Origin of the sequence: Citrobacter koseri ATCC BAA-895 (assembly GCF_000018045.1) — a bacterium.
Lineage (GTDB): Bacteria > Pseudomonadota > Gammaproteobacteria > Enterobacterales > Enterobacteriaceae > Citrobacter_B > Citrobacter_B koseri.
Genome location: NC_009792.1, coordinates 4,076,629 through 4,097,548, shown reverse-complemented (window position 1 = coordinate 4,097,548; position 20,920 = coordinate 4,076,629). Strand labels below are relative to the sequence as shown.

Genomic DNA, 20,920 nt, shown 5'->3' with positions numbered 1-20,920 from the left:
GAATTGCTAATTTAAATCATGACGCAAACTTATAACGCTGATGCCATTGAGGTACTCACTGGGCTAGAGCCGGTACGCCGCCGCCCGGGGATGTACACCGATACAACCCGCCCGAACCATCTTGGGCAGGAAGTGATTGATAACAGTGTGGATGAAGCACTGGCGGGTCACGCAAAACGCGTGGATGTGATTTTACATGCCGATCAGTCACTGGAAGTGATTGATGATGGCCGTGGGATGCCAGTGGATATCCACCCGGAAGAGGGCGTTCCGGCGGTTGAACTGATCCTCTGCCGACTGCATGCGGGCGGTAAGTTCTCCAACAAGAACTACCAGTTCTCCGGCGGTCTGCACGGGGTGGGGATTTCCGTCGTCAACGCCTTGTCAAAACGCGTGGAAGTCACCGTGCGTCGTGATGCTCAGGTCTATAGCATCGCCTTTGAAAACGGCGAGAAAGTGCAGGATCTTCAGGTTGTCGGGACATGCGGTAAACGTAATACCGGCACCAGCGTTCACTTCTGGCCGGATGAAACCTTTTTCGACAGCCCGCGTTTTTCCGTCTCTCGCTTAACCCATATCCTGAAAGCGAAAGCGGTGCTGTGCCCTGGCGTTGAAATCACCTTTAAAGATGAGGTCAACAATAGCGAGCAGCGCTGGTGCTATCAGGATGGCCTGAACGACTATCTGGGCGAAGCGGTTAACGGCTTGCCGACCCTTCCTGAAAAACCGTTTATCGGTAATTTTGCCGGTGATACGGAAGCCGTAGACTGGGCGCTGCTGTGGCTGCCGGAAGGCGGCGAGCTGCTGACCGAAAGCTACGTTAACCTGATTCCGACGATGCAGGGCGGCACCCATGTAAACGGGCTGCGCCAGGGTCTGCTGGACGCGATGCGTGAATTCTGCGAATACCGCAATATTCTGCCGCGCGGCGTGAAGCTGTCTGCGGAAGATATCTGGGATCGCTGCGCTTACGTGCTCTCGGTGAAGATGCAGGACCCGCAGTTCGCCGGGCAGACCAAAGAGCGTCTCTCTTCGCGCCAGTGTGCGGCGTTTGTGTCGGGCGTGGTGAAAGACGCCTTCAGCCTGTGGCTGAATCAGAACGTTCAGTCTGCGGAGCTGCTGGCGGAGATGGCCATTTCCAGCGCCCAGCGTCGACTGCGCGCGGCGAAGAAAGTGGTGCGCAAAAAGCTGACCAGCGGCCCGGCGCTGCCGGGTAAACTGGCGGACTGTACCGCGCAGGATCTCAATCGTACCGAACTGTTCCTCGTGGAAGGGGACTCGGCGGGCGGTTCCGCCAAGCAGGCGCGCGATCGTGAATATCAGGCGATCATGCCGCTGAAAGGTAAGATCCTCAACACCTGGGAAGTCTCTTCCGATGAAGTGCTGGCATCGCAGGAAGTACACGATATTTCTGTGGCGATCGGCATCGATCCAGACAGCGACGATCTGAGCCAGCTGCGTTACGGCAAGATCTGTATCCTGGCGGATGCGGACTCCGATGGTCTGCACATCGCCACGCTGCTCTGCGCCCTGTTTGTGAAGCACTTCCGCACGCTGGTGAAGCACGGGCACGTCTACGTCGCGCTGCCGCCGTTGTACCGTATCGATCTCGGCAAAGAGGTCTACTATGCGCTGACGGAAGAAGAGAAAGCGGGCGTGCTGGAACAGTTGAAGCGTAAGAAAGGCAAGCCGAACGTGCAGCGCTTTAAAGGTCTGGGTGAAATGAACCCGATGCAGCTGCGCGAAACCACGCTCGATCCGAACACCCGTCGCCTGGTGCAGCTCACTATCAGCGACGAAGACGATCAGCGTACCAACGCCATGATGGATATGCTGCTGGCGAAGAAACGCTCCGAAGACCGCCGCAACTGGTTGCAGGAAAAAGGCGATATGGCGGATCTCGACGCGTAATCGACCATTGAATGCCTTATCCGGCCTACGCTCGCATTGTGCCCGTAGGCCGGATAAGCGAAGCGTCATCCGGCGTTACTGTCTATGCCGCTTGCGATACTGTAACGGCGTTTCGCCAATCCCTTTGCCAAAGGCGCTAATAAAGTACGTCACGTCTGAAAACCCCACTTGTCGGGCAATCTCCCGCACACTCTCCTCGCTGTGTAACAACGCTTCACAGGCTTTGCGTAACCGAAGGGTATTGAGGTAATTGAGGATGCTTTCACCGGTTTCAAAATGAAAACGCCGGGAAATGTAGCTTTTTGATTTTCCTGACTCTTCTGCCAGCTCGCTGAGGCTGAATTTACGGGTGTAATTTTCATCCAGCCAGAACATCACCTGGCTTGCTATTCCGGTGCCAATCTCCGTCATATTGACGTTATCTTCGGGCAACAGGCTAAATAAACTCAATAACAGGCAGGAAATCTGTTCGGCGTTAAGCGGCTTGAGCGCTGCCATTTTCTCGTAACGGCTGAAGAGAAAATCAACGTGCGGGTGAATATCCGCCACATCGAATACTCTGGCCTCGCCGCCACGTACGGTCAGACTTTGCAGACGCTGTTGATTAAGCGGAAAATCGCGCAGCACTTTCAGTACCGCATGCTGATCGAGGTGAATAATGGTTCGGCGGTAGTGGTCTTGCGCCTGCTCATCCACCATGATTTTATGCAGGGTAAAGGGCGGGAAAAAGAACAATCGACCTGGTCGCATGGTGTATTGCTGGTGATCGACGATCACCACGCCAAATCCTTCCTCCACATACAGCACCTCCAGACACTGATGCCAGTGGTGATAGCGAACCGAGTTAGCAAATAATCGACTAAATGACGCAATGGCGTCATTGAGCGCGATCAGTTCCAGATGTTCCTGAGATGAGGGTGCATTCATAGTGCAACAGATTTAAATTTTTGCCGCTGAATTCTGATTTATAAACCTTGTTTTTAAATTTTTTCAATCACTGTTTTATTTTAATTCTATTGGTGTGATTGAGATAACATTTCCGCTTGTCGGCGATTCACTATCCTTTAGCCACTTAATTCAGAGGGGCAGAGTATGTGGTCGGCAACTGAAGAAAAATCAAATCCATTGTCATTCCGTGAAGACGTAATCAGCGCCGTCACAACGATGCTGAGCGCGCTGGATAAACAGTTTCCCGCAGGGGCGGCGCAGTTTTCACTGGGTGACACCTGCGCGCACTACAGTGTGGATATCGCCTGCATGGAAGGGCTCTCCAGAGCGTTATGGGGTCTGTTTCCTCTGATGGCTGGCGGCGCTGAGGTGCCGTTTGCTGATAAGTATATTCAGGCGATTAAACTCGGCACCAATCCACTCAGTCCGCACTACTGGGGCGATACCGACCCTTACGATCAGCGCCTGGTCGAGATGGCCGCCTACGGCCTCGGCCTGGCGTTGCTGCAAACGCGTTTAACCGACCAGTTCAGCGAAACGGAACTGGCGAATCTTCATCGCTGGCTAAACCAGATCACCGACGCGCAAATGCCGGACAGCAACTGGAACTACTTTGCGATTATCGTCCAGTTGGGTTTCAAACGTGCCGGGCTGCCGTTCGATCAGGCAGCGATCGACCGCCGTTTTACGATGATGGAAGCGTACTACCTGGGTGACGGCTGGTATGCCGATGGCCCCGGTCGCCCAAAAGATTACTACATCTCGATGGCTTTCCATTTTTACGGACTGCTGTACGCCACGCTGAACCCGGAAGATGCTGCCCGTGCCGCCACCCTGCGCGAACGCGCTCGCCTGTTTGCCGCTGATTTTATCTACATGTCGGCAGCAGATGGCGCATCCGTACCGTTTGGCCGCAGTCTGACCTATCGCTTTGCGATGGTCGCGTTCTGGAGCGCGGCGGCGTTTGCTGAGCTGGATGTCTTCTCGCCGGGCGTGATTAAAGGGGTGATCCTGCGGCATCTGCGCTGGTGGCAGCAGCAGCCGATCGTCGATCGTGACGGCATTCTGACGCTGGGGTTTGCTTATCCGAATCTGGCGATGTGTGAAGATTACAACTCGCCGGGCTCCCCTTACTGGGCGCTGAAGGTTTTTTTGATCCTCGCCTTGCCGGACGATCACGCCTTCTGGCAGGCCGAAGAACTCCCGTTGCCGCAATGCGCAGAAAAACACGTTATTCCCCATGCCGCACAAATTTTGCAGCACAGCGAAAATTCAGACCATGTCACGATGCTGACTTCGGGTCAGCTTGAACTGAATAACTACGTTAACACCGAAGCGAAATACACGAAGTTTGCCTACTCCAGCCGTTTTGGTTTCACCATTGAACGCGGACGCTATGGCCTTAAACATGCGGCGTGTGACTCCATGCTGCTGCTGGCGGATGGCGACAACTATTTCCGTGGCCGCCGTCGCTGCGACGAAGTGCGGGTCGATGAGAATTTTATTTTTTCCCGCTGGTCTCCGTGGCATGACGTCACTGTTGAGACCTGGCTGGCGCCCTTCGGCGAGTGGCATCTTCGCCTGCACCGCATCCACAGCGCGCGAACGTTGCAAACCGTGGAAGGCGGCTTTGCGGTGATGAAAACGGCGCATCAGCTCAGTGAGCGCGGATGCTACCTGGCGGCAGAGAATGGATGCAGCACGATCGTCGATCTGTCGCCCGCGCTGGCCCGCCAGCCGGACAGCATTATTACTCCGCCGAACAGCAGCATTATGTTTGCACAATGCGCCGCGATTCCACTGCTTACCGCAGAAATTGCACAGGGCGAAAGCTGGCTGTGTTGCGCGGTTTCTGCTTCCGGGCAACAGAAAAAATATACGGCAATTCCGCAACTGCAAATAAACGATAACCAGGTGGTTATTCGCGAACCAGAAAGCGCACGCCAGTTATCGTTCTTTTTATAAAACTCTGGCCCCTACACGTTGGCGAGGATGGTATGAAAAATTGTTCAACAAATAACAGAACTGAATATTATAAAATCAGTAGCTTTATATTCCTCTATTTCTTTACCTGGTCTGCCAGTATTGGTTTACTGGCCATCTGGCTGGGGCAGAAAGCACAGCTAAGCGGCACGGTTATTGGTACGGTGTTTGCAGTAAACGGTATTTTTGCGGTTATTCTGAAACCCATTTATGGCTACATTCTCGATAAAATCGGCATGAGCAAATACCTGCTCTATTTTGTTGTTATGATGTCGGCACTAATGGCGCCATTCTTTATTTATGTTTATCAACCATTATTGCTTTCAAACACCATGCTGGGCATTGTTATCGGCGCGATTTACCTGAGCTTTGCCTGGTATGCTGGCGTGGCGGCTTGTGAATCCTACTCTGACCGCTTCAGCCGTCTTAACGGCATGGAGTTTGGCCAAATCCGCATGTGGGGCTCGCTGGGGTGGGCGGTGGCGTCGTCGTTTTCCGGCCTGCTGTTTAACCTCTCTCCGGCGTATAACTTCATTATGGGCAGCGTGGCGTCGGTGGTGATGCTGGTGGTACTGCTGAGTCTGAAAGTGAATGTGAATGCGGCAAACGCAGCGGACGTGCTGACAAAAGAGAAAATCGTCCCGGCGGATGTCTACGCGCTGTTGCGCAGCCGTAAGTTCTGGGCGTTCTGCCTGTATGTCGCCGGCGTGGCGTGGATGATGTTTATCGCAGAGCAGCAGTTCTCCCGCTACTTTGTCACCTTCTTCTCTGACGTTCATGAAGGCAACGCGGTGTTTGGCTATCTGGGAACCGTGCAGTCGGGAATGGAATTTGTCATGTATATGGTGGTTCCATTATTTGTTAACGCGATCGGCGCTAAACGCGGTTTGTTGATTGTGGGGGCGCTGGTTGGCGCGCGTCTGATTATTTCCGGGCTGTGTGATTCACACCTGCTCATCTCTGTACTGAAGCCGCTGTATGGTCTGGAAATCTGTCTGCTGTTGGTTTCGGTCTTTAAATACATTGCTGAACACTTTGATAAACGCGTCAATGCGACCATGTATTTATTGGGCTATCAGGCGATGCTGTATGTCGGCAATGTGGTGATCTCTTCACCTGCCGGATTAATGTATGACCGAATTGGTTTTGAGAAAACGTATATCATCATGGGGATTATTGCACTGACCTTTACGCTTATTTCGGCATTTACCTTATCGGCATGTCAGAGTAAATCCCGCCATCGTACTGCTATTGAGATCGCCGAAAATAATACGGCGCATTAAATTTCATTGGGTTTAATTTAGAAGGAACCGAAATATGTTAAATCATATCGTTGAGGAAACGTTGCGCGCATTTCCTGGCAGCCCGGTTGACGCCGGAACTTTTCAGGATGAAATGATCGGCGCGCGTGAACACGTCCTCGAACTGATTAGCCGTCATTTAACGGAATTCGGTGAAAAATTTCCTGCCGAAACCTGCGTTAAAGGTTATTACCCGTTAACTGACAACGTTGAGTGGACCACCAGCTTCTGGACCGGGCAACTGTGGCTGGCGTGGGAGATGAGCGGCGAGGCGAAATATCGTGAACTGGCAGAAAAACATGTGCGTTCTTTTGGCCTGCGTATTGCCGGACGCCACGACACCAACACCCACGATCTGGGGTTCCTTTATACCCTGTCCTGCGTCGCAGCCTGGCGACTGACGGGCAACCGTGATGCGCGTGGTTTTTCGCTGATGGCGGCGGAAGCGCTACTGGAGCGTTTCCATGAAAAGGCGCAGATTATCCAGGCGTGGGGCGATCTTAACGATCCCGAACAGGCCGGGCGGATGATCATCGACTGCAACATGAACCTGCCGCTGCTGTACTGGGCGAGCGAGCAGACGGGCGATCCGCGTTTTGCCGAGGCGGCAAAAGCCCATGTGGTGCAGGCCGCGAAATACCTGATTCGTGAAGATGCGTCCACCTTCCATACTTACTACATGGATGTGAAAACCGGCGCGCCGCGCTACGGCAACACCCAGCAGGGTTATGCGGATGATTCATGCTGGTCGCGCGGTCAGGCGTGGGGGATTTATGGCTTCCTGCTGAGCTATATCTATACGGGCGACAAAGAGATGGTGGCGCTGTCGAAAAAGCTGGCGAACTATTTCCTTAATCGCCTGCCGGAAGACGCGGTCTGCCATTGGGATCTGGCGCTGGTGGGGACAGACGCGCTGCGTGACGCCTCGTCGGCGGCGATTGCCGTGTGCGGCCTGCTGGAGTTGATCAAACACCTGCCCGTGACCGATCCGGATCGTGAGCGTTATCAGCAGTGGGCGATGGGAATCATGTCATCGCTAACGAAGCGCTATCTGATGGCGAAAAATGAGAAGGGGAACGGGCTGTTGAAACATTCGGTGTACCACCTTTCGAGCAACAAAGGGGTCGATGAGTGTGCAAGCTGGGGGGATTATTTCTACGTGGAAGCGTTAACGCGTTTTACCCAGTGCTGGAAGCTGTACTGGTAACCATATTGCCCGGAATTGCCCGGAATTGCCCGGTGGCACTGCGTTTACCGGGCCTACATTCGGGGAATGCGCTGTAGGCCGGATAAGCGAAGCGCCATCCGGCATTTAGCGCAAAACTTAAACGCCTGACTCCAGAATACGGATACTTGTTTCCAGCACGTCGCCTTTAACGGCTTCGGCGTAGGCTTTCATATGTGGGGTTTGCAAATGCGCTTCGAGATGCGCAACGCTTTCCCACTGTTCAACCATCACGATTGAGTCAGGTGCGGTCGTCTGAAAGGCCACGCCCGCAGCATGATCGACCATCGGCGCGTAGCCGTGGCAACCCTCTTCTTTCAGCACGGTCGGAATGATTTTGGCAAACTGATCCAGTACCGCCTGACGGTGATGTTGACCTGGACGGGTACGGATTTCAGCAATGACAGTAAGCATGGTTAACTCCTTCTAATTCCAGGCTACTAGTTAACCAAAAATCTCGCTCAGATGCTTGAGATATTCTGCGATATAACGCGGGACATCCGGCATTTTGATGACGTCATTGGTGATAAAGGTCGGCAGCGCTTCCATTCCGAGGAACTGATTGGCCTTGTGGAACGGCAGGTATACGCCATCCACGCCAACGCCGTGGAAGAACTGATCGTTGTCGGTGAAAGCCTCCATCGGTGCGTTCCAGGTCAGAGAAAGCATGTATTTTTTCCCCTGAATCAGACCGCCGGAACCGTATTTTTTTGACGCGTCCGAACGGGTGCGGCCATCGCTGGCGTACAGCGTACCGTGGCCTTCGGTAAAGACGTCATCCATGTATTTTTTCACGGTCCACGGCGCGCCCATCCACCAGCCAGGCATCTGCCAGATAACCACGTCAGCCCAGACGAAGTGCTGGACTTCGGCTTTGACATCGTAATCACTTTCAGCGCGGACGATTTTGACATCATGCCCGAGGTCGCGCAGAAGGCCATCCGCCACTTCGGTCAGGGTGTCGTTCAACTGACCATTGGAGTGCGCAAATTTTTTCGCCCCGTTGATAATCAGAATGTTGCTCATTATTTGTCCTCTCAGGAATGCGTTTGAAACAGATTTTACGCAGATGAGCGGCCCGGCGAAATGAGCAAAATGTGCAAAGTCTTTTGCTCATCGCGCAATAATCTCGCGATCACCAGGTTACTACGGCTTCAAAGCCTCCTTCCGGCGCATTGCCAAACGAGACGCTCATCCCATGCAGCGAGGCGATGCGGCGGACAATCGACAAACCCAGACCACTGCCGGTGACGCTCTGCCCTGGCGGGCGATAGAATCGTTCGCCGATACGCGCCAGCACCGCCGGCGAAACGCCGGGGCCATTATCCCGGACGGTAAAATACCGGGCATTCAGCGTCACGTTCACCACGCTGCCCTGTGGGCTGTAACGAATGGCGTTATCCAGCAAATTGCGCACCAGCAGGCTGAGCAGCAGCGGTTGGCCCGTGCGCGTGACGTTGTGGGCGTTAACGTGCAGACGCACGTCAATATGCGCCTGCTGGGCCGGTTGCCAGATATCCATCACGGCGGATTGCAATAGTGCCTCCAGCGAGACTTCCGCGACATCTTGCAGGTTATCGAGCGAGTCGAGCCGTGAAAGGGTTAAGAGCTGGTCCACCAGGCGCGTGGCGCGCTCAATCCCCGTATGCAGTTGCATGAGCGCTTTTTGACGCGCCTGCGGGTCGTCGTCCGAGAGCTGCGCCACCTCGGTTTGTACTTTCAGCGCAGTGAGCGGGCTGCGTAACTCATGCGCTGCGTCCGACGTGAATTGCCGCTCGCGCACCATCATCGAATGCGTACGGGCAAATAACTGGTTGAGCGCGCTGACTAACGGACGAACCTCACTTGGCACACCCTTATCGTCAAGCGGCTCTTCCGATTCCGGGGAGCGCAAACGCAGCGCCTGGGCGAGCTTTTTCAGCGGCCTGAGTTCCCGGCTAAGCAGTACAATCAGGATGAGCAGCATCAGCGGAAGCGCGATCAGCCACGGCGTTAGCTGCGCGGTGACAATCGCCAGCGCCATATCCTCGCGGTACTCCAGCTCCTGAGCGACGACGATACGGTACTTGCCATCCGCAGAGGTCAGCCAGACAAAACGCCATTTATCATCATCGCCATTCAGGTATCCGTCATCAAAACCTTCCCGACGGTAGCTGTAGGGAATATCCCGGCCATTATCGCCATCGTTCAGCACCATTCTGCCGTCGGCGGTATACACCGCAAAGGCCAGCACATCGTCATCGACATGACCATGCTTCAATTTTTTCGGCGTCTGCGCCATCCGTTCAGGCGCCGAGATTTCGTTGACATCCAGAGTAATAAGGCGCTTCGCAAACAGCATGAGCTGGGTATCAAACAGCTCGTCGACGTTGTCGGTCGTCTGTTTCCAGGCCACGAAGCTGGAGGCCACCCAGGTGATGGCGGCCAGTATCAGAAAAATAAGCGTGAGCCTGACGCGCAGGCTGAGACGTTGTGTGAGTTTCATGGGTTGCCCAGGGTGTAGCCGATCCCGTGTACGGTGCGGATAAAATCACTGCCCAGCTTACGGCGTAAATGATGAACATGTACCTCAATGGTATTGCTGGAGACATCTTCGTCCCAGGTATACAGCTTCTCTTCGATGAGCTTACGCGGCAACACGCGCCCGACGTTGCGCATCAGCAGCTCCAGCAGGGCAAACTCTTTCGGCTTCAGGGGCAGCGGATCGCCTGCCAGCGTCGCGACCAGATTACCGGGATTGAGCGTAACCTGGCCGTGGCGCAGTTCGTTGCTCACCTGGCCGTTAGCGCGGCGTAACAGCGCCTCCAGGCGGGCGGCGACTTCAATCAGCGCGAAAGGTTTGCACAGATAGTCGTCCGCCCCCAGACGCAGCCCCTCCACGCGTTCCGCCAGCGCATCGCGCGCCGTCAGAATCAGTACGGGTTCGCGTTTTCCCTGTTCACGCCATTCGCGCAGGATATCCCGCCCGTCCATCCCCGGTAGCGTAAGGTCGAGGATCACCGCATCATAAGGCGCGCTGTAGAGCGCTTCTTTACCCTGACGACCTTCGGTGAACCAGTCGACGCTGAACCCCATTTTGCTTAAACCCGCCTTGATGCCGTCGCCAATCAGCGCGTCATCTTCTACCAGTAAAATACGCATATGTTCATCCCTGCGGTGACTCTTTCTCTCGCCAGTAAACCCTGTCGTGGCGCGCGTTGTACAGAAAAAAAAGTATCTTTTTTTGCCTTAAGAAGTTGTTAAGGATTACCTTATTTAATTGAGACGAAACAGCGTAAAAAGGGAGAGAGAGTCATGAAAAAATTGGCTGCAATGGTTGCCGTAATGGCGTTGTGTTCCGCTCCGGTTCTGGCGGCTCAGCAAGGTGGATTTTCTGGCCCGACGGCGACGCAAAGTCAGGGCGGCGGGTTTGTTGGCCCGAACGGGAGTAATACGACCGTAGAAAGCGCGAAATCAATGCGTGATGACGCCTGGGTCACCCTGCGCGGTAACATCGTTGAGCGTATCTCCGACGATCTGTATCTGTTCAAGGATGCCACCGGGACGGTGAATGTCGATATCGACCACAAACGCTGGAACGGCGTTACCGTAACGCCGCAGGACCTGGTTGAAATCCAGGGCGAAGTGGATAAAGACTGGAATTCCGTTGAAATCGACGTGAAGCAAATCACCAAAGTCGCCAAATAAACCCCATCAGGGCCGCACTCGCGGCCCTTTTTCTTTGTGACTCAACGCGCCAGATAAGGTAGTATCTGCGGCAATATTGCCTGACGGATACTGGGTTATTGTTCAGGCTAACAGTTGAGGAACCACGATTAATGAGCGATATGGCAGAGCGCCTTGCGCTGCATGAATTCACGGAAAACGCCTATCTGAACTACTCCATGTACGTCATCATGGACAGGGCGTTGCCGTTTATTGGTGACGGACTGAAGCCGGTTCAGCGTCGCATCGTGTACGCGATGTCTGAACTGGGGCTGAACGCCAGCGCCAAATTTAAAAAATCCGCCCGTACCGTCGGCGACGTGCTGGGTAAATACCATCCGCACGGCGACAGCGCCTGTTATGAAGCGATGGTGCTGATGGCGCAGCCGTTCTCTTACCGTTACCCGCTGGTTGACGGGCAGGGGAACTGGGGCGCGCCGGACGATCCGAAATCCTTCGCGGCGATGCGTTATACCGAATCCCGTCTGTCGAAATACGCGGAAGTCCTGCTGAGTGAACTCGGTCAGGGGACGGCGGACTGGGTGCCGAACTTTGACGGCACCTTGCAAGAGCCGAAGATGCTGCCTGCGCGTCTGCCCAATATTCTGCTCAACGGCACCACCGGCATCGCCGTTGGGATGGCGACAGACATTCCGCCGCATAACCTGCGCGAAGTGGCGAAAGCCGCGATCACCCTGATTGAGCAGCCGAAAACAACGCTTGAGCAGGTGCTGGATATCGTGCAGGGGCCGGACTACCCGACCGAAGCGGAAATCATCACCTCCCGTGCGGAAATCCGTAAGATTTACGAAAATGGTCGCGGCTCCGTGCGTATGCGCGCGGTATGGAAAAAAGAAGATGGCGCGGTGGTGATTACCGCGCTGCCGCACCAGGTGTCCGGCGCTCGCGTACTGGAGCAGATCGCTGCCCAGATGCGGAACAAAAAGCTGCCGATGGTTGACGATCTGCGCGACGAGTCCGATCACGAAAACCCGACTCGTCTGGTGATCGTGCCGCGTTCCAACCGCGTGGATATGGAGCAGGTGATGAACCACCTGTTTGCGACCACGGACCTGGAAAAGAGCTACCGCATCAACCTGAACATGATCGGTCTGGACGGTCGCCCGGCGGTGAAAAACCTGCTGGAGATCCTGACCGAATGGCTGGCGTTCCGTCGCGATACCGTACGCCGCCGCCTGAACTATCGTCTGGAGAAAGTCCTCAAGCGCCTGCATATTCTGGAAGGTTTGCTGGTGGCGTTTCTCAATATCGACGAAGTGATTGAGATAATCCGCCATGAGGATGAACCGAAACCGGCGCTGATGTCGCGTTTTGGCATCACGGAAACTCAGGCCGAAGCCATCCTCGAACTGAAACTGCGCCATCTCGCCAAACTGGAAGAGATGAAGATTCGCGGCGAACAGGATGAGCTGGCGAAAGAACGCGATCAATTGCAGGGCATTCTGGCCTCCGAGCGCAAAATGAACACCCTGCTGAAGAAAGAGTTGCAGGCGGATTCAGACGCGTATGGCGACGATCGCCGCTCCCCACTGCGCGAGCGTGAAGAAGCTAAAGCGATGAGCGAGCATGACATGCTGCCGTCTGAACCGGTGACGATCGTGCTGTCGCAGATGGGCTGGGTGCGTAGCGCCAAAGGCCATGATATTGACGCGCAGGGTCTGAACTATAAATCGGGCGACAGCTGGAAAGCCTCGGCGAAAGGCAAGAGCAACCAGCCGGTGGTGTTTATCGACACGACCGGGCGCAGCTACGCCATCGACCCGATTACGCTGCCGTCGGCGCGTGGTCAGGGCGAGCCGTTGACCGGTAAACTGACGCTGCCGCCGGGCGCGACCGTAGAGCATATGCTGATGGAAGGGGATGAGCAGAAACTGCTGATGGCCTCGGACGCAGGCTATGGTTTCGTCTGTACCTTTAACGATCTGGTCGCCCGCAACCGCGCGGGTAAAGCGCTGATCACGTTGCCGGAAAACGCGCACGTTATGCCGCCGGTGGTGATTGAAGATGAAACCGATATGCTGCTGGCGATCACCGCCGCCGGGCGTATGTTGATGTTCCCGGTCAGCGATCTGCCGCAGTTGTCGAAGGGGAAAGGGAACAAGATCATCAACATTCCGTCTGCGGAAGCGGCCAGAGGCGACGATACGCTGGCCCAGCTCTACGTTCTGCCGCCGCAAAGCACGCTCACGATTCATGTCGGCAAGCGCAAAATCAAACTGCGCCCTGAAGAGCTGCAAAAAGTGACCGGCGAGCGCGGTCGTCGCGGTACGCTGATGCGCGGTTTGCAGCGCATCGATCGTATTGAGATTGACTCGCCACGACGCGCCCGCGACGGCGACAGCGAAGAATAAGGCGATTTTAAGCGCCATCAGGCCATCTCATTGTGCCGGATGGCGGCGTAAACGCCTTGTCCGGCCTGCGGTTTTAACGATGCTGTCAGGCCGGATTAACAATAAAATTTCCCGTAAAACCGTTGTTTATTCGCGCATTGCGATTAACAATACGCTTTTCCAGAGAGCCGCTCTTAACAAAGCCCTAACCTGATATCAGGTGACGTAGAATGCGACGCTCTTAGGCCTTCAGAGGTTGTTATGCTATATATCTTTCGTCTAATCATTACCGTTATTTACTGCATTCTTGTCTGCATTTTCGGTTCGATCTACTGCCTTTTCAGCCCGCGTAACCCGAAGCACGTCGCGACGTTTGGCCATATGTTTGGCCGTCTGGCGCCGCTTTATGGCCTGAAGGTGGAGTGCCGTAAGCCTGCTGATGCCGAAAGCTATGGCAACGCTATCTATATCGCTAACCATCAGAACAACTACGATATGGTGACGGCAGCCAACATTGTGCAACCGCCTACGGTGACGGTCGGCAAAAAGAGCCTGGTCTGGATCCCGTTTTTTGGCCAGCTGTACTGGTTAACCGGTAACTTGTTGATTGACCGAAATAATCGTGCCAAAGCGCACGGCACAATCGCGGAAGTGGTGAGCCATTTTAAAAAGCGCCGTATCTCTATCTGGATGTTCCCGGAAGGAACGCGCAGCCGTGGCCGTGGCCTGCTGCCGTTTAAAACCGGCGCCTTTCATGCCGCTATCGCCGCCGGTGTTCCGGTGATTCCGGTGTGTGTTTCCAATACATCGAATAAAATTAAGCTTAACCGACTGAATAACGGTCTGGTGATTGTAGAGATGCTGCCGCCGGTGGACATCAGCCAGTTTGGTAAGGATCAGGTTCGTGAACTGGCGGCGCATTGCCGCTCGTTGATGGAACAAAAAATTGCAGAACTCGATCAGGAAATTGCAGATCGCGAAGCGACCGGCAAAGTCTGAATCAGTGTGATCGCGTTTTTGTGGGAAACGACTTCCTGCGCACTCTTTGTCTGTTTTAAATGGAGCTTATATGTCACTCAGTCGGCGTCAGTTCATTCAGGCTTCGGGGATCGCACTGTGTGCCGGTGCCGTTCCGCTGAAGGCTAATGCAGCCGGTCAGCAGCAGCCTCTGCCCGTTCCGCCGCTGCTGGAGTCCCGTCGCGGGCAGCCGTTGTTTATGACGTTGCAGCGCGCGCACTGGTCCTTTACGCAGGGTACGCGCGCGCCCGTCTGGGGGATTAACGGGCGTTACCTGGGGCCGACGATTCGCGTCTGGAAAGGGGATGACGTTAAGCTCATCTACAGCAACCGTCTGACTGAAAATGTCTCCATGACCGTCAGCGGATTGCAGGTGCCGGGGCCGCTGATGGGCGGCCCTGCGCGGATGATGTCGCCCAATGCTGACTGGGCGCCGGTATTGCCGATTCGTCAGAACGCCGCCGTGCTGTGGTATCACGCCAATACGCCAAACCGTACCGCGCAGCAGGTCTATAACGGCCTTGCCGGGATGTGGCTGATCGAGGATGAGGTCAGCAAATCGCTGCCGATCCCCAATCATTACGGCGTGGATGATTTCCCGATCATTATCCAGGATAAGCGACTGGATAATTTCGGTACGCCGGAGTACAGCGAACCGGGCAGCGGCGGGTTTGTTGGCGATACGCTGCTGGTCAACGGCGCACAGAGTCCTTACGTGGAGGTTTCCCGCGGCTGGGTACGACTGCGCTTGCTGAATGCGTCGAACTCTCGCCGTTACCAGTTGCAAATGAGCGACGGTCGCGCGCTGCATGTTATTTCTGGCGATCAGGGACTTTTACCCGCGCCGGTGTCCGTTAAACAACTGTCGCTGGCGCCCGGTGAACGCCGGGAAATTCTGGTCGATATGACCAATGGCGATGAGGTGTCGATCACCTGCGGGGAAGCGGCCAGTATTGTCGATCGCATCCGTGGCTTCTTTGAACCTTCCAGCATTCTGGTCTCTACGCTGGTGCTGACCTTACGGCCAACCGGGCTACTGCCGCTGGTGACTGACAGCCTGCCGATGCGTTTATTGCCCACGGAGATTGTCAGCGGCGCGCCGATTCGCAGTCGGGATATCAGCCTCGGGGACGATCCCGGCATCAACGGGCAATTGTGGGATGTCAACCGCATTGATATCACCGCCCAGCAAGGTTCCTGGGAGCGCTGGACCGTTCGCGCCGATATGCCGCAGCCTTTCCATATTGAGGGTGTCTCTTTCCTGATCCGCAACGTCAATGGCGCCATGCCGTTCCCGGAAGATCGGGGCTGGAAAGATACGGTATGGGTGGACGGACAGGTGGAATTACTGGTTTATTACGGACAGCCTTCCTGGGCGCACTTCCCGTTCTACTTCAACAGCCAGACGCTGGAAATGGCCGACCGGGGGTCTATCGGACAAATGCTGGTGAACCCGGCGCCGTAAATCTTCCCTCGCCCGCAAGGGCGAGAAGTGAATACCTTTCTCTTTCGTTCCGGCATATAATCCCCGGCCTTTGATTATTTTTTTACCATTTTTTTGGAAGCATTATGAGCGCAATATCCCTGATCCAGCCAGACAGAGATCTTTTCTCCTGGCCTCAATACTGGGCGGCCTGTTTTGGCCCCGCGCCTTTTTTGCCGATGTCACGCGACGAAATGGATCAACTTGGCTGGGATAGCTGCGACATTATTCTGGTTACCGGTGATGCGTATGTCGATCATCCGAGCTTTGGGATGGCGATTTGCGGTCGTATGCTGGAAGCGCAGGGTTTCCGTGTCGGCATCATTGCCCAGCCGGACTGGAACAGCAAAGATGACTTTATGCGTCTGGGGAAACCGAATCTGTTTTTCGGCGTCACAGCGGGCAACATGGACTCGATGATCAACCGTTATACCGCCGATCGCCGACTGCGCCATGACGACGCCTATACGCCGGATAACGTGGCGGGCAAGCGCCCGGATCGTGCGACGCTGGTCTATACCCAGCGCTGTAAAGAGGCCTGGAAAGACGTGCCGGTGATCCTCGGCGGTATTGAAGCCAGCCTGCGTCGTACCGCGCACTATGATTACTGGTCTGATACCGTACGCCGCTCGGTGCTGGTGGATGCGAAAGCCGATATGCTGATGTTCGGCAACGGCGAGCGCCCGCTGGTTGAAGTTGCGCACCGCCTGGCAATGGGGGAGCCGATCGGCCAGATCCGCGATGTGCGTAACACCGCGATTATTGTTAAAGAAGCCCTGCCGGGCTGGAGTGGGGTTGATTCCACGCGTCTGGATACGCCGGGGAAAATTGATCCGATCCCCCATCCGTATGGCGAAGATCTGCCGTGCGCGGATAACAAACCGGTTGCGCCGAAAAAGCAGGAAGCCAAAGCCGTGACCGTTCAGCCGCCGCGTCCGAAGCCGTGGGAGAAAACCTACGTGCTGCTGCCGTCCTTTGAGAAGGTGAAGGGCGATAAGGTGCTGTATGCGCACGCGTCGCGTATTCTGCATCACGAAACCAACCCTGGCTGCGCGCGTGCGCTGATGCAAAAGCATGGCGATCGCTATATCTGGATCAACCCGCCCGCCATTCCGCTCTCTACCGAAGAGATGGACAGCGTTTTTGCGCTGCCGTATAAGCGCGTGCCGCATCCGGCATACGGTGACAGCCGCATTCCGGCTTATGAAATGATCCGCTTCTCGATTAACATCATGCGCGGGTGTTTCGGCGGCTGCTCGTTCTGCTCGATTACCGAACACGAAGGCCGCATTATTCAGAGCCGTTCAGAAGATTCGATCATCAATGAGATCGAAGCGATCCGCGATACCGTACCGGGCTTTACCGGCGTGATTTCCGATCTCGGCGGGCCGACGGCCAACATGTATATGCTGCGCTGTAAGTCGCCGCGCGCGGAACAAACCTGCCGCCGCCTGTCGTGCGTGTACCCGGATATCTGCTCGCATATGGATACCAACCATGAGCCGACGATCAACCTCTATCGCCGCGCCCGCGATCTGAAAGGCATCAAGAAGATCCTGATCGCCTCCGGCGTGCGTTACGACATTGCCGTTGAAGATCCGCGTTATATCAAAGAACTGGCGAGCCATCATGTGGGCGGCTATCTGAAGATTGCGCCGGAGCATACCGAAGAAGGGCCGCTGTCGAAGATGATGAAGCCGGGCATGGGCAGCTATGATCGCTTCAAAGAACTGTTCGACCTTTACTCAAAACAGGCCGGGAAAGAGCAGTACCTGATCCCGTATTTTATCTCTGCGCACCCCGGTACGCGGGACGAAGATATGGTGAATCTGGCGCTGTGGTTGAAACGCCATCGCTTCCGTCTGGATCAGGTGCAGAACTTCTATCCGTCGCCGCTGGCGAACTCAACGACCATGTATTACACCGGGAAAAACCCGCTGGGTAAAATTGGCTATAAGAGTGAAGACGTGGTGGTGCCGAGAGGCGACAAACAGCGTCGTCTGCATAAAGCGCTGCTGCGTTACCACGATCCGGCGAACTGGCCGCTGATTCGCCAGGCGCTGGAAGAGATGGGGAAAAAGCATCTGATTGGCAGTCGTCGCGAGTGTCTGGTTCCGGCGCCTACGCTGGACGAGATGCGTGAAGCCCGTCGTCAGAACCGCAATACGCGCCCGGCGTTGACTAAGCATACGCCAGTGGCGCATCAGCGTCAGACGCCTGCGAGTAATAAAAAACGCAGCAAGGTAGCCGGACGTTAAACCCGTTAGCTGTTTGCCGGATAAGGTGCTTGCACCGCTATCCGGCAAACGGACGGATTATGCGTTCGCTTCACGAATTCTGGCGGCCAGCGCCGCCAGTTTTTCGTCATCCGCCCGCTCGTGGTCATGCGATGACAAATAGCCTTCGTACTGTTCAAAGAATTTCGCCTGCCGCGATTCAATAGGCTTCCATTCGCTCAGGTTAGCGGTGCCGTGCATCGGGCTGAGCTTGCTGTGCACATGATCCACGCCAAATCCTTCAAAAAACATTCCCGTACGTCCCACGTCCGGGAAGGCGTTATCCAGCTTTTTCGCCACTTTTTGGGTGGCAAGCATCAGATCGGCCAGCGCCTGCGGCGGCAAGTCGAACGCATAGCTGGGATAATGCTTCTTCGGGATCACCACCGTAAAACCGTCGGTGTTCGGGAAGATGGAGAGGAAGGCCAGATGATGCTCGTCTTCCCAGATCTTATGGCAGGGGGCTTTACCCTCAACGATTTGGCAAAAAATACAGCTCATTCCTTTTCTCCGTTGCTGAGTTCACAATTCGCGTCGTACCGACTCAACACTTTCTACCAAACCCGCCAGGTAGTCAAAAAGCCCGACAGAAATGTCGGGCCGGAAAGGAAGGTTAGCCGCCGAACTGATCCGGGTCCGGCCCCAGGCGCTTACCCTGGTCAAGTTTGGCCACTTCGCTTAATTCGTCTTTGTCGAGACGGAAATCCCAGACGTCGAAGTTTTCCGCAATACGTGAAGGGGTGACGGATTTAGGGATCACCACCAGCCCGTTATCCAGATGCCAGCGGATCACAATTTGCGCCGGAGATTTACCGTACTTATCCGCCAGATCGCGAATGATTTTCTGATCGAAAACGCCTGCGCCGCCTTGCGCCAGCGGGCTCCAGGACTCGGTCTGGATCTTGTGCGTCGCATTCCAGGCATGCAGCTGACGCTGTTGCATCAGCGGATGCAATTCGATCTGGTTGATCACCGGTGTAACGCCGGTTTCATCGATCAGACGCTGGAGGTGGTTCACCTGAAAGTTACACACGCCGATGCTTTTCACCAGCCCCTCTCTTTGCAGTTCAATCATCCCTTCCCAGGCGTCAACATAATGGTCGATAGCTGGAACGGGCCAGTGCATCAGATAGAGATCGAGGTGATCCAACTGGAGCTTATCCAGGCTTTCCTGCAAGGCTTCTCGAGGGCGTTTCTGATCGTCATTCCACAGTTTGGTGGTAATAAACAGTTCTTCCCGGTCGATACCGGCATCTTTTAACGCTTTTCCGACGCCTTCTTCATTCTTGTACGCCGCAGCGGTATCAATGGAGCGATATCCCACTTCCAGCGCCTTATGAATGGCGGAAATTGCTTCCTCGTTGCTTGCCTTCCAGACTCCCAGGCCCAGTTGTGGCATTACGTTGCCATCCTGTAGCTTGATAACGGTTGGATTAGCCATGCGTTCCTCCTTTATGCGATCTCACCGGAGCAAACTCCGGTGAGGTTGTGTGACTTAAGTCTGGACGAAATGTCCAAAAACGAAAGCCAGAGGCGAAAAAACCTTAGCGAGCCGCTTCGTAAATCCGACGGCTGACATCCAGCGTAATGTCCTGATGTTCACCCAGATTTGTACCGCCGTGCGCTTCCAGTTTTGCCAGCAATGCCGGAATGGAACTGCCGTCCAGACCGTAATCAGACAGGCGAGTCGGTACGCCCATTTGCTCAAAGAAGCGGCGGGTGGCGGCGATGGCGGCATCAATACGCGCATCGTCGGAACCGTCGGTGATATTCCAGACTCGCTCTGCGTACTGCAACAGTTTGGCGCGTTTGGTATCGCGTTTTTCATTCCACAGCGCAGGCAGGACGATAGCCAGCGTCTGCGCGTGATCAAGGCCGTGCATCGCCGTCAGCTCATGACCCAGCATATGCGTTGCCCAGTCCTGCGGGACGCCCGCGCCGATCAGACCGTTCAGCGCCTGAGTGGCCGCCCACATTACGTTGGCGCGGACATCGTAGTTTTCCGGCTCTTTCAGCGCTTTCGGGCCTTCTTCGACAAGCGTCAGCAGGATACCTTCGGCAAAGCGATCCTGAATTTTTCCGTCAACCGGATAAGTGACATACTGCTCAACGGTGTGAACGAATGCATCCACAACGCCGTTAGCAACCTGGCGCGGCGGCAGGGTGTAGGTATAAACCGGATCGAGCACCGCAAACACGGGTTGGACGAACGGCGTCATAAAGGCCAGCTTATCGCCGGTGGTTTTACGGGAAATTACCGCCCCGGAGTTAGATTCTGAACCCGTTGCCGGCAACGTCAGCACCGATCCCATCGGTACGGCGCTTTTCACGTCGTTGCCGCGGGTTTCCAGAATGCGCCACGGGTCCACGCCTTCGTCATATTGCGCCGCCGCCGCGATAAATTTAGTGCCATCCAGCACGGAACCGCCGCCGACCGCCAGCAGGAACGTCACTTTCTCATCACGTACAATGTTGACGGCGTTCATCAGCGTTTCATAAGACGGGTTTGGCTCGATGCCGCCAAATTCCAGCACGTCCAGACCTTTCAGCGCGTCATGTACCTGATCCAGTACGCCGGTCTTTTTCACGCTGCCGCCGCCGTAGGTGATCAATACGCGGGCGCCCTGAGGGATTTGATCGCGCAGATCGGCAATCGCGCCTTTACCAAACAGAATGCGGGTTGGGGTATGCAGATTAAAGTTGTTCATTGCTCGTTCCCT

The 20,920-nt window shown here is 55.3% G+C and carries 17 protein-coding genes; 9 read left to right on the top strand and 8 right to left on the bottom strand.

The genetic code is table 11. The annotated features are described in order from the left end of the window. The first annotated feature begins 18 nt into the window (after positions 1-18). Entirely contained in the window at positions 19-1,911 is a 1,893-nt protein-coding gene (gene parE / locus CKO_RS18880; protein WP_012135161.1) for a DNA topoisomerase IV subunit B, read from the top strand. Positions 1,912-1,986: 75 nt separating this feature from the next. Here parE and CKO_RS18875 read toward each other — a convergent pair whose 3' ends face one another. Continuing rightward, a complete protein-coding gene (locus tag CKO_RS18875) occupies positions 1,987-2,838 on the bottom strand; it encodes a helix-turn-helix transcriptional regulator (protein ID WP_012135160.1) in 852 nt (283 codons plus the stop codon). A gap of 165 nt (positions 2,839-3,003) precedes the next feature. Here CKO_RS18875 and CKO_RS18870 point away from each other — a divergent pair, with 165 nt between their 5' ends. From CKO_RS18870 to CKO_RS18860, 3 genes are read left to right on the top strand one after another with little or no spacing between them, the layout of a single operon-like run. After that, complete coding sequence (locus CKO_RS18870; protein ID WP_012135159.1) at positions 3,004-4,824, top strand: DUF2264 domain-containing protein; 1,821 nt, start codon at positions 3,004-3,006, stop codon at positions 4,822-4,824. A gap of 32 nt (positions 4,825-4,856) precedes the next feature. Then, positions 4,857-6,125, top strand: a complete 1,269-nt coding sequence (locus CKO_RS18865) for an oligosaccharide MFS transporter (RefSeq protein WP_012135158.1) — start codon at positions 4,857-4,859, stop codon at positions 6,123-6,125. 34 nt (positions 6,126-6,159) lie between these two features. Further along, complete coding sequence (locus CKO_RS18860) at positions 6,160-7,350, top strand: glycoside hydrolase family 88 protein (protein WP_012135157.1); 1,191 nt, start codon at positions 6,160-6,162, stop codon at positions 7,348-7,350. 117 nt (positions 7,351-7,467) lie between these two features. Here the strand turns inward: CKO_RS18860 and CKO_RS18855 are convergent, their stop codons facing one another. From CKO_RS18855 to qseB, 4 genes are all read right to left on the bottom strand, one after another. Next, positions 7,468-7,782: a putative quinol monooxygenase gene (locus CKO_RS18855; protein ID WP_012135156.1), complete on the bottom strand. Its 315-nt coding sequence runs from the start codon at positions 7,780-7,782 to the stop codon at positions 7,468-7,470. Positions 7,783-7,812: 30 nt separating this feature from the next. Next, positions 7,813-8,394 (bottom strand): NAD(P)H-dependent oxidoreductase, encoded by a 582-nt coding sequence (locus tag CKO_RS18850; RefSeq protein WP_012135155.1) that lies wholly within the window; start codon positions 8,392-8,394, stop codon positions 7,813-7,815. Between the two features lie 109 nt (positions 8,395-8,503). Continuing rightward, a complete protein-coding gene (gene qseC, locus CKO_RS18845) occupies positions 8,504-9,853 on the bottom strand; it encodes a quorum sensing histidine kinase QseC (RefSeq protein WP_012135154.1) in 1,350 nt (449 codons plus the stop codon). Then, positions 9,850-10,509 (bottom strand): quorum sensing response regulator transcription factor QseB, encoded by a 660-nt coding sequence (qseB, locus tag CKO_RS18840; protein ID WP_012135153.1) that lies wholly within the window; start codon positions 10,507-10,509, stop codon positions 9,850-9,852. The genes qseC and qseB overlap by 4 nt, the downstream gene beginning before the upstream one ends. Positions 10,510-10,662: 153 nt before the next feature. On the opposite strand from qseB, the gene CKO_RS18835 reads away from it, so the two are divergent. The 5 genes from CKO_RS18835 (at position 10,663) to CKO_RS18815 (ending at position 18,182) form a co-directional block, all read left to right on the top strand. Beyond that, positions 10,663-11,055 (top strand): YgiW/YdeI family stress tolerance OB fold protein, encoded by a 393-nt coding sequence (locus tag CKO_RS18835; RefSeq protein WP_012135152.1) that lies wholly within the window; start codon positions 10,663-10,665, stop codon positions 11,053-11,055. Positions 11,056-11,186: 131 nt separating this feature from the next. Next, positions 11,187-13,445 (top strand): DNA topoisomerase IV subunit A, encoded by a 2,259-nt coding sequence (gene parC / locus CKO_RS18830; RefSeq protein ID WP_012135151.1) that lies wholly within the window; start codon positions 11,187-11,189, stop codon positions 13,443-13,445. Between the two features lie 240 nt (positions 13,446-13,685). Further along, positions 13,686-14,423, top strand: a complete 738-nt coding sequence (gene plsC, locus CKO_RS18825) for a 1-acylglycerol-3-phosphate O-acyltransferase (RefSeq protein ID WP_012135150.1) — start codon at positions 13,686-13,688, stop codon at positions 14,421-14,423. A gap of 70 nt (positions 14,424-14,493) precedes the next feature. Then, a complete protein-coding gene (gene ftsP, locus CKO_RS18820) occupies positions 14,494-15,906 on the top strand; it encodes a cell division protein FtsP (protein WP_012135149.1) in 1,413 nt (470 codons plus the stop codon). 104 nt (positions 15,907-16,010) lie between these two features. After that, positions 16,011-18,182: a YgiQ family radical SAM protein gene (locus CKO_RS18815; RefSeq protein WP_012135148.1), complete on the top strand. Its 2,172-nt coding sequence runs from the start codon at positions 16,011-16,013 to the stop codon at positions 18,180-18,182. Between the two features lie 57 nt (positions 18,183-18,239). On the opposite strand, the gene CKO_RS18810 is transcribed toward CKO_RS18815, so the two are convergent. The 3 genes from CKO_RS18810 to yqhD form a co-directional block, all read right to left on the bottom strand. Beyond that, positions 18,240-18,701 carry an HIT family protein gene (locus CKO_RS18810; protein ID WP_012135147.1) on the bottom strand — a complete coding sequence of 154 codons (462 nt, stop codon included), beginning with the start codon at positions 18,699-18,701 and terminating at the stop codon, positions 18,240-18,242. Positions 18,702-18,813: 112 nt separating this feature from the next. After that, the gene (gene dkgA, locus CKO_RS18805) at positions 18,814-19,641 is read right to left on the bottom strand and encodes a 2,5-didehydrogluconate reductase DkgA (RefSeq protein ID WP_012135146.1); all 828 of its coding nucleotides are present in this window, start codon (positions 19,639-19,641) and stop codon (positions 18,814-18,816) included. Positions 19,642-19,744: 103 nt separating this feature from the next. Beyond that, positions 19,745-20,908 (bottom strand): alcohol dehydrogenase, encoded by a 1,164-nt coding sequence (yqhD, locus tag CKO_RS18800; RefSeq protein ID WP_012135145.1) that lies wholly within the window; start codon positions 20,906-20,908, stop codon positions 19,745-19,747. Positions 20,909-20,920: the final 12 nt, after the last annotated feature.

Coding starts and splice junctions, on each gene's coding strand:
- parE (WP_012135161.1), top strand. CDS start 19: ATGACGCAAACTTATAACGCTGATGCCATTGAGGTACTCACTGGGCTA.
- CKO_RS18875 (WP_012135160.1), bottom strand. CDS start 2,838: ATGAATGCACCCTCATCTCAGGAACATCTGGAACTGATCGCGCTCAAT.
- CKO_RS18870 (WP_012135159.1), top strand. CDS start 3,004: ATGTGGTCGGCAACTGAAGAAAAATCAAATCCATTGTCATTCCGTGAA.
- CKO_RS18865 (WP_012135158.1), top strand. CDS start 4,857: ATGAAAAATTGTTCAACAAATAACAGAACTGAATATTATAAAATCAGT.
- CKO_RS18860 (WP_012135157.1), top strand. CDS start 6,160: ATGTTAAATCATATCGTTGAGGAAACGTTGCGCGCATTTCCTGGCAGC.
- CKO_RS18855 (WP_012135156.1), bottom strand. CDS start 7,782: ATGCTTACTGTCATTGCTGAAATCCGTACCCGTCCAGGTCAACATCAC.
- CKO_RS18850 (WP_012135155.1), bottom strand. CDS start 8,394: ATGAGCAACATTCTGATTATCAACGGGGCGAAAAAATTTGCGCACTCC.
- qseC (WP_012135154.1), bottom strand. CDS start 9,853: ATGAAACTCACACAACGTCTCAGCCTGCGCGTCAGGCTCACGCTTATT.
- qseB (WP_012135153.1), bottom strand. CDS start 10,509: ATGCGTATTTTACTGGTAGAAGATGACGCGCTGATTGGCGACGGCATC.
- CKO_RS18835 (WP_012135152.1), top strand. CDS start 10,663: ATGAAAAAATTGGCTGCAATGGTTGCCGTAATGGCGTTGTGTTCCGCT.
- parC (WP_012135151.1), top strand. CDS start 11,187: ATGAGCGATATGGCAGAGCGCCTTGCGCTGCATGAATTCACGGAAAAC.
- plsC (WP_012135150.1), top strand. CDS start 13,686: ATGCTATATATCTTTCGTCTAATCATTACCGTTATTTACTGCATTCTT.
- ftsP (WP_012135149.1), top strand. CDS start 14,494: ATGTCACTCAGTCGGCGTCAGTTCATTCAGGCTTCGGGGATCGCACTG.
- CKO_RS18815 (WP_012135148.1), top strand. CDS start 16,011: ATGAGCGCAATATCCCTGATCCAGCCAGACAGAGATCTTTTCTCCTGG.
- CKO_RS18810 (WP_012135147.1), bottom strand. CDS start 18,701: ATGAGCTGTATTTTTTGCCAAATCGTTGAGGGTAAAGCCCCCTGCCAT.
- dkgA (WP_012135146.1), bottom strand. CDS start 19,641: ATGGCTAATCCAACCGTTATCAAGCTACAGGATGGCAACGTAATGCCA.
- yqhD (WP_012135145.1), bottom strand. CDS start 20,908: ATGAACAACTTTAATCTGCATACCCCAACCCGCATTCTGTTTGGTAAA.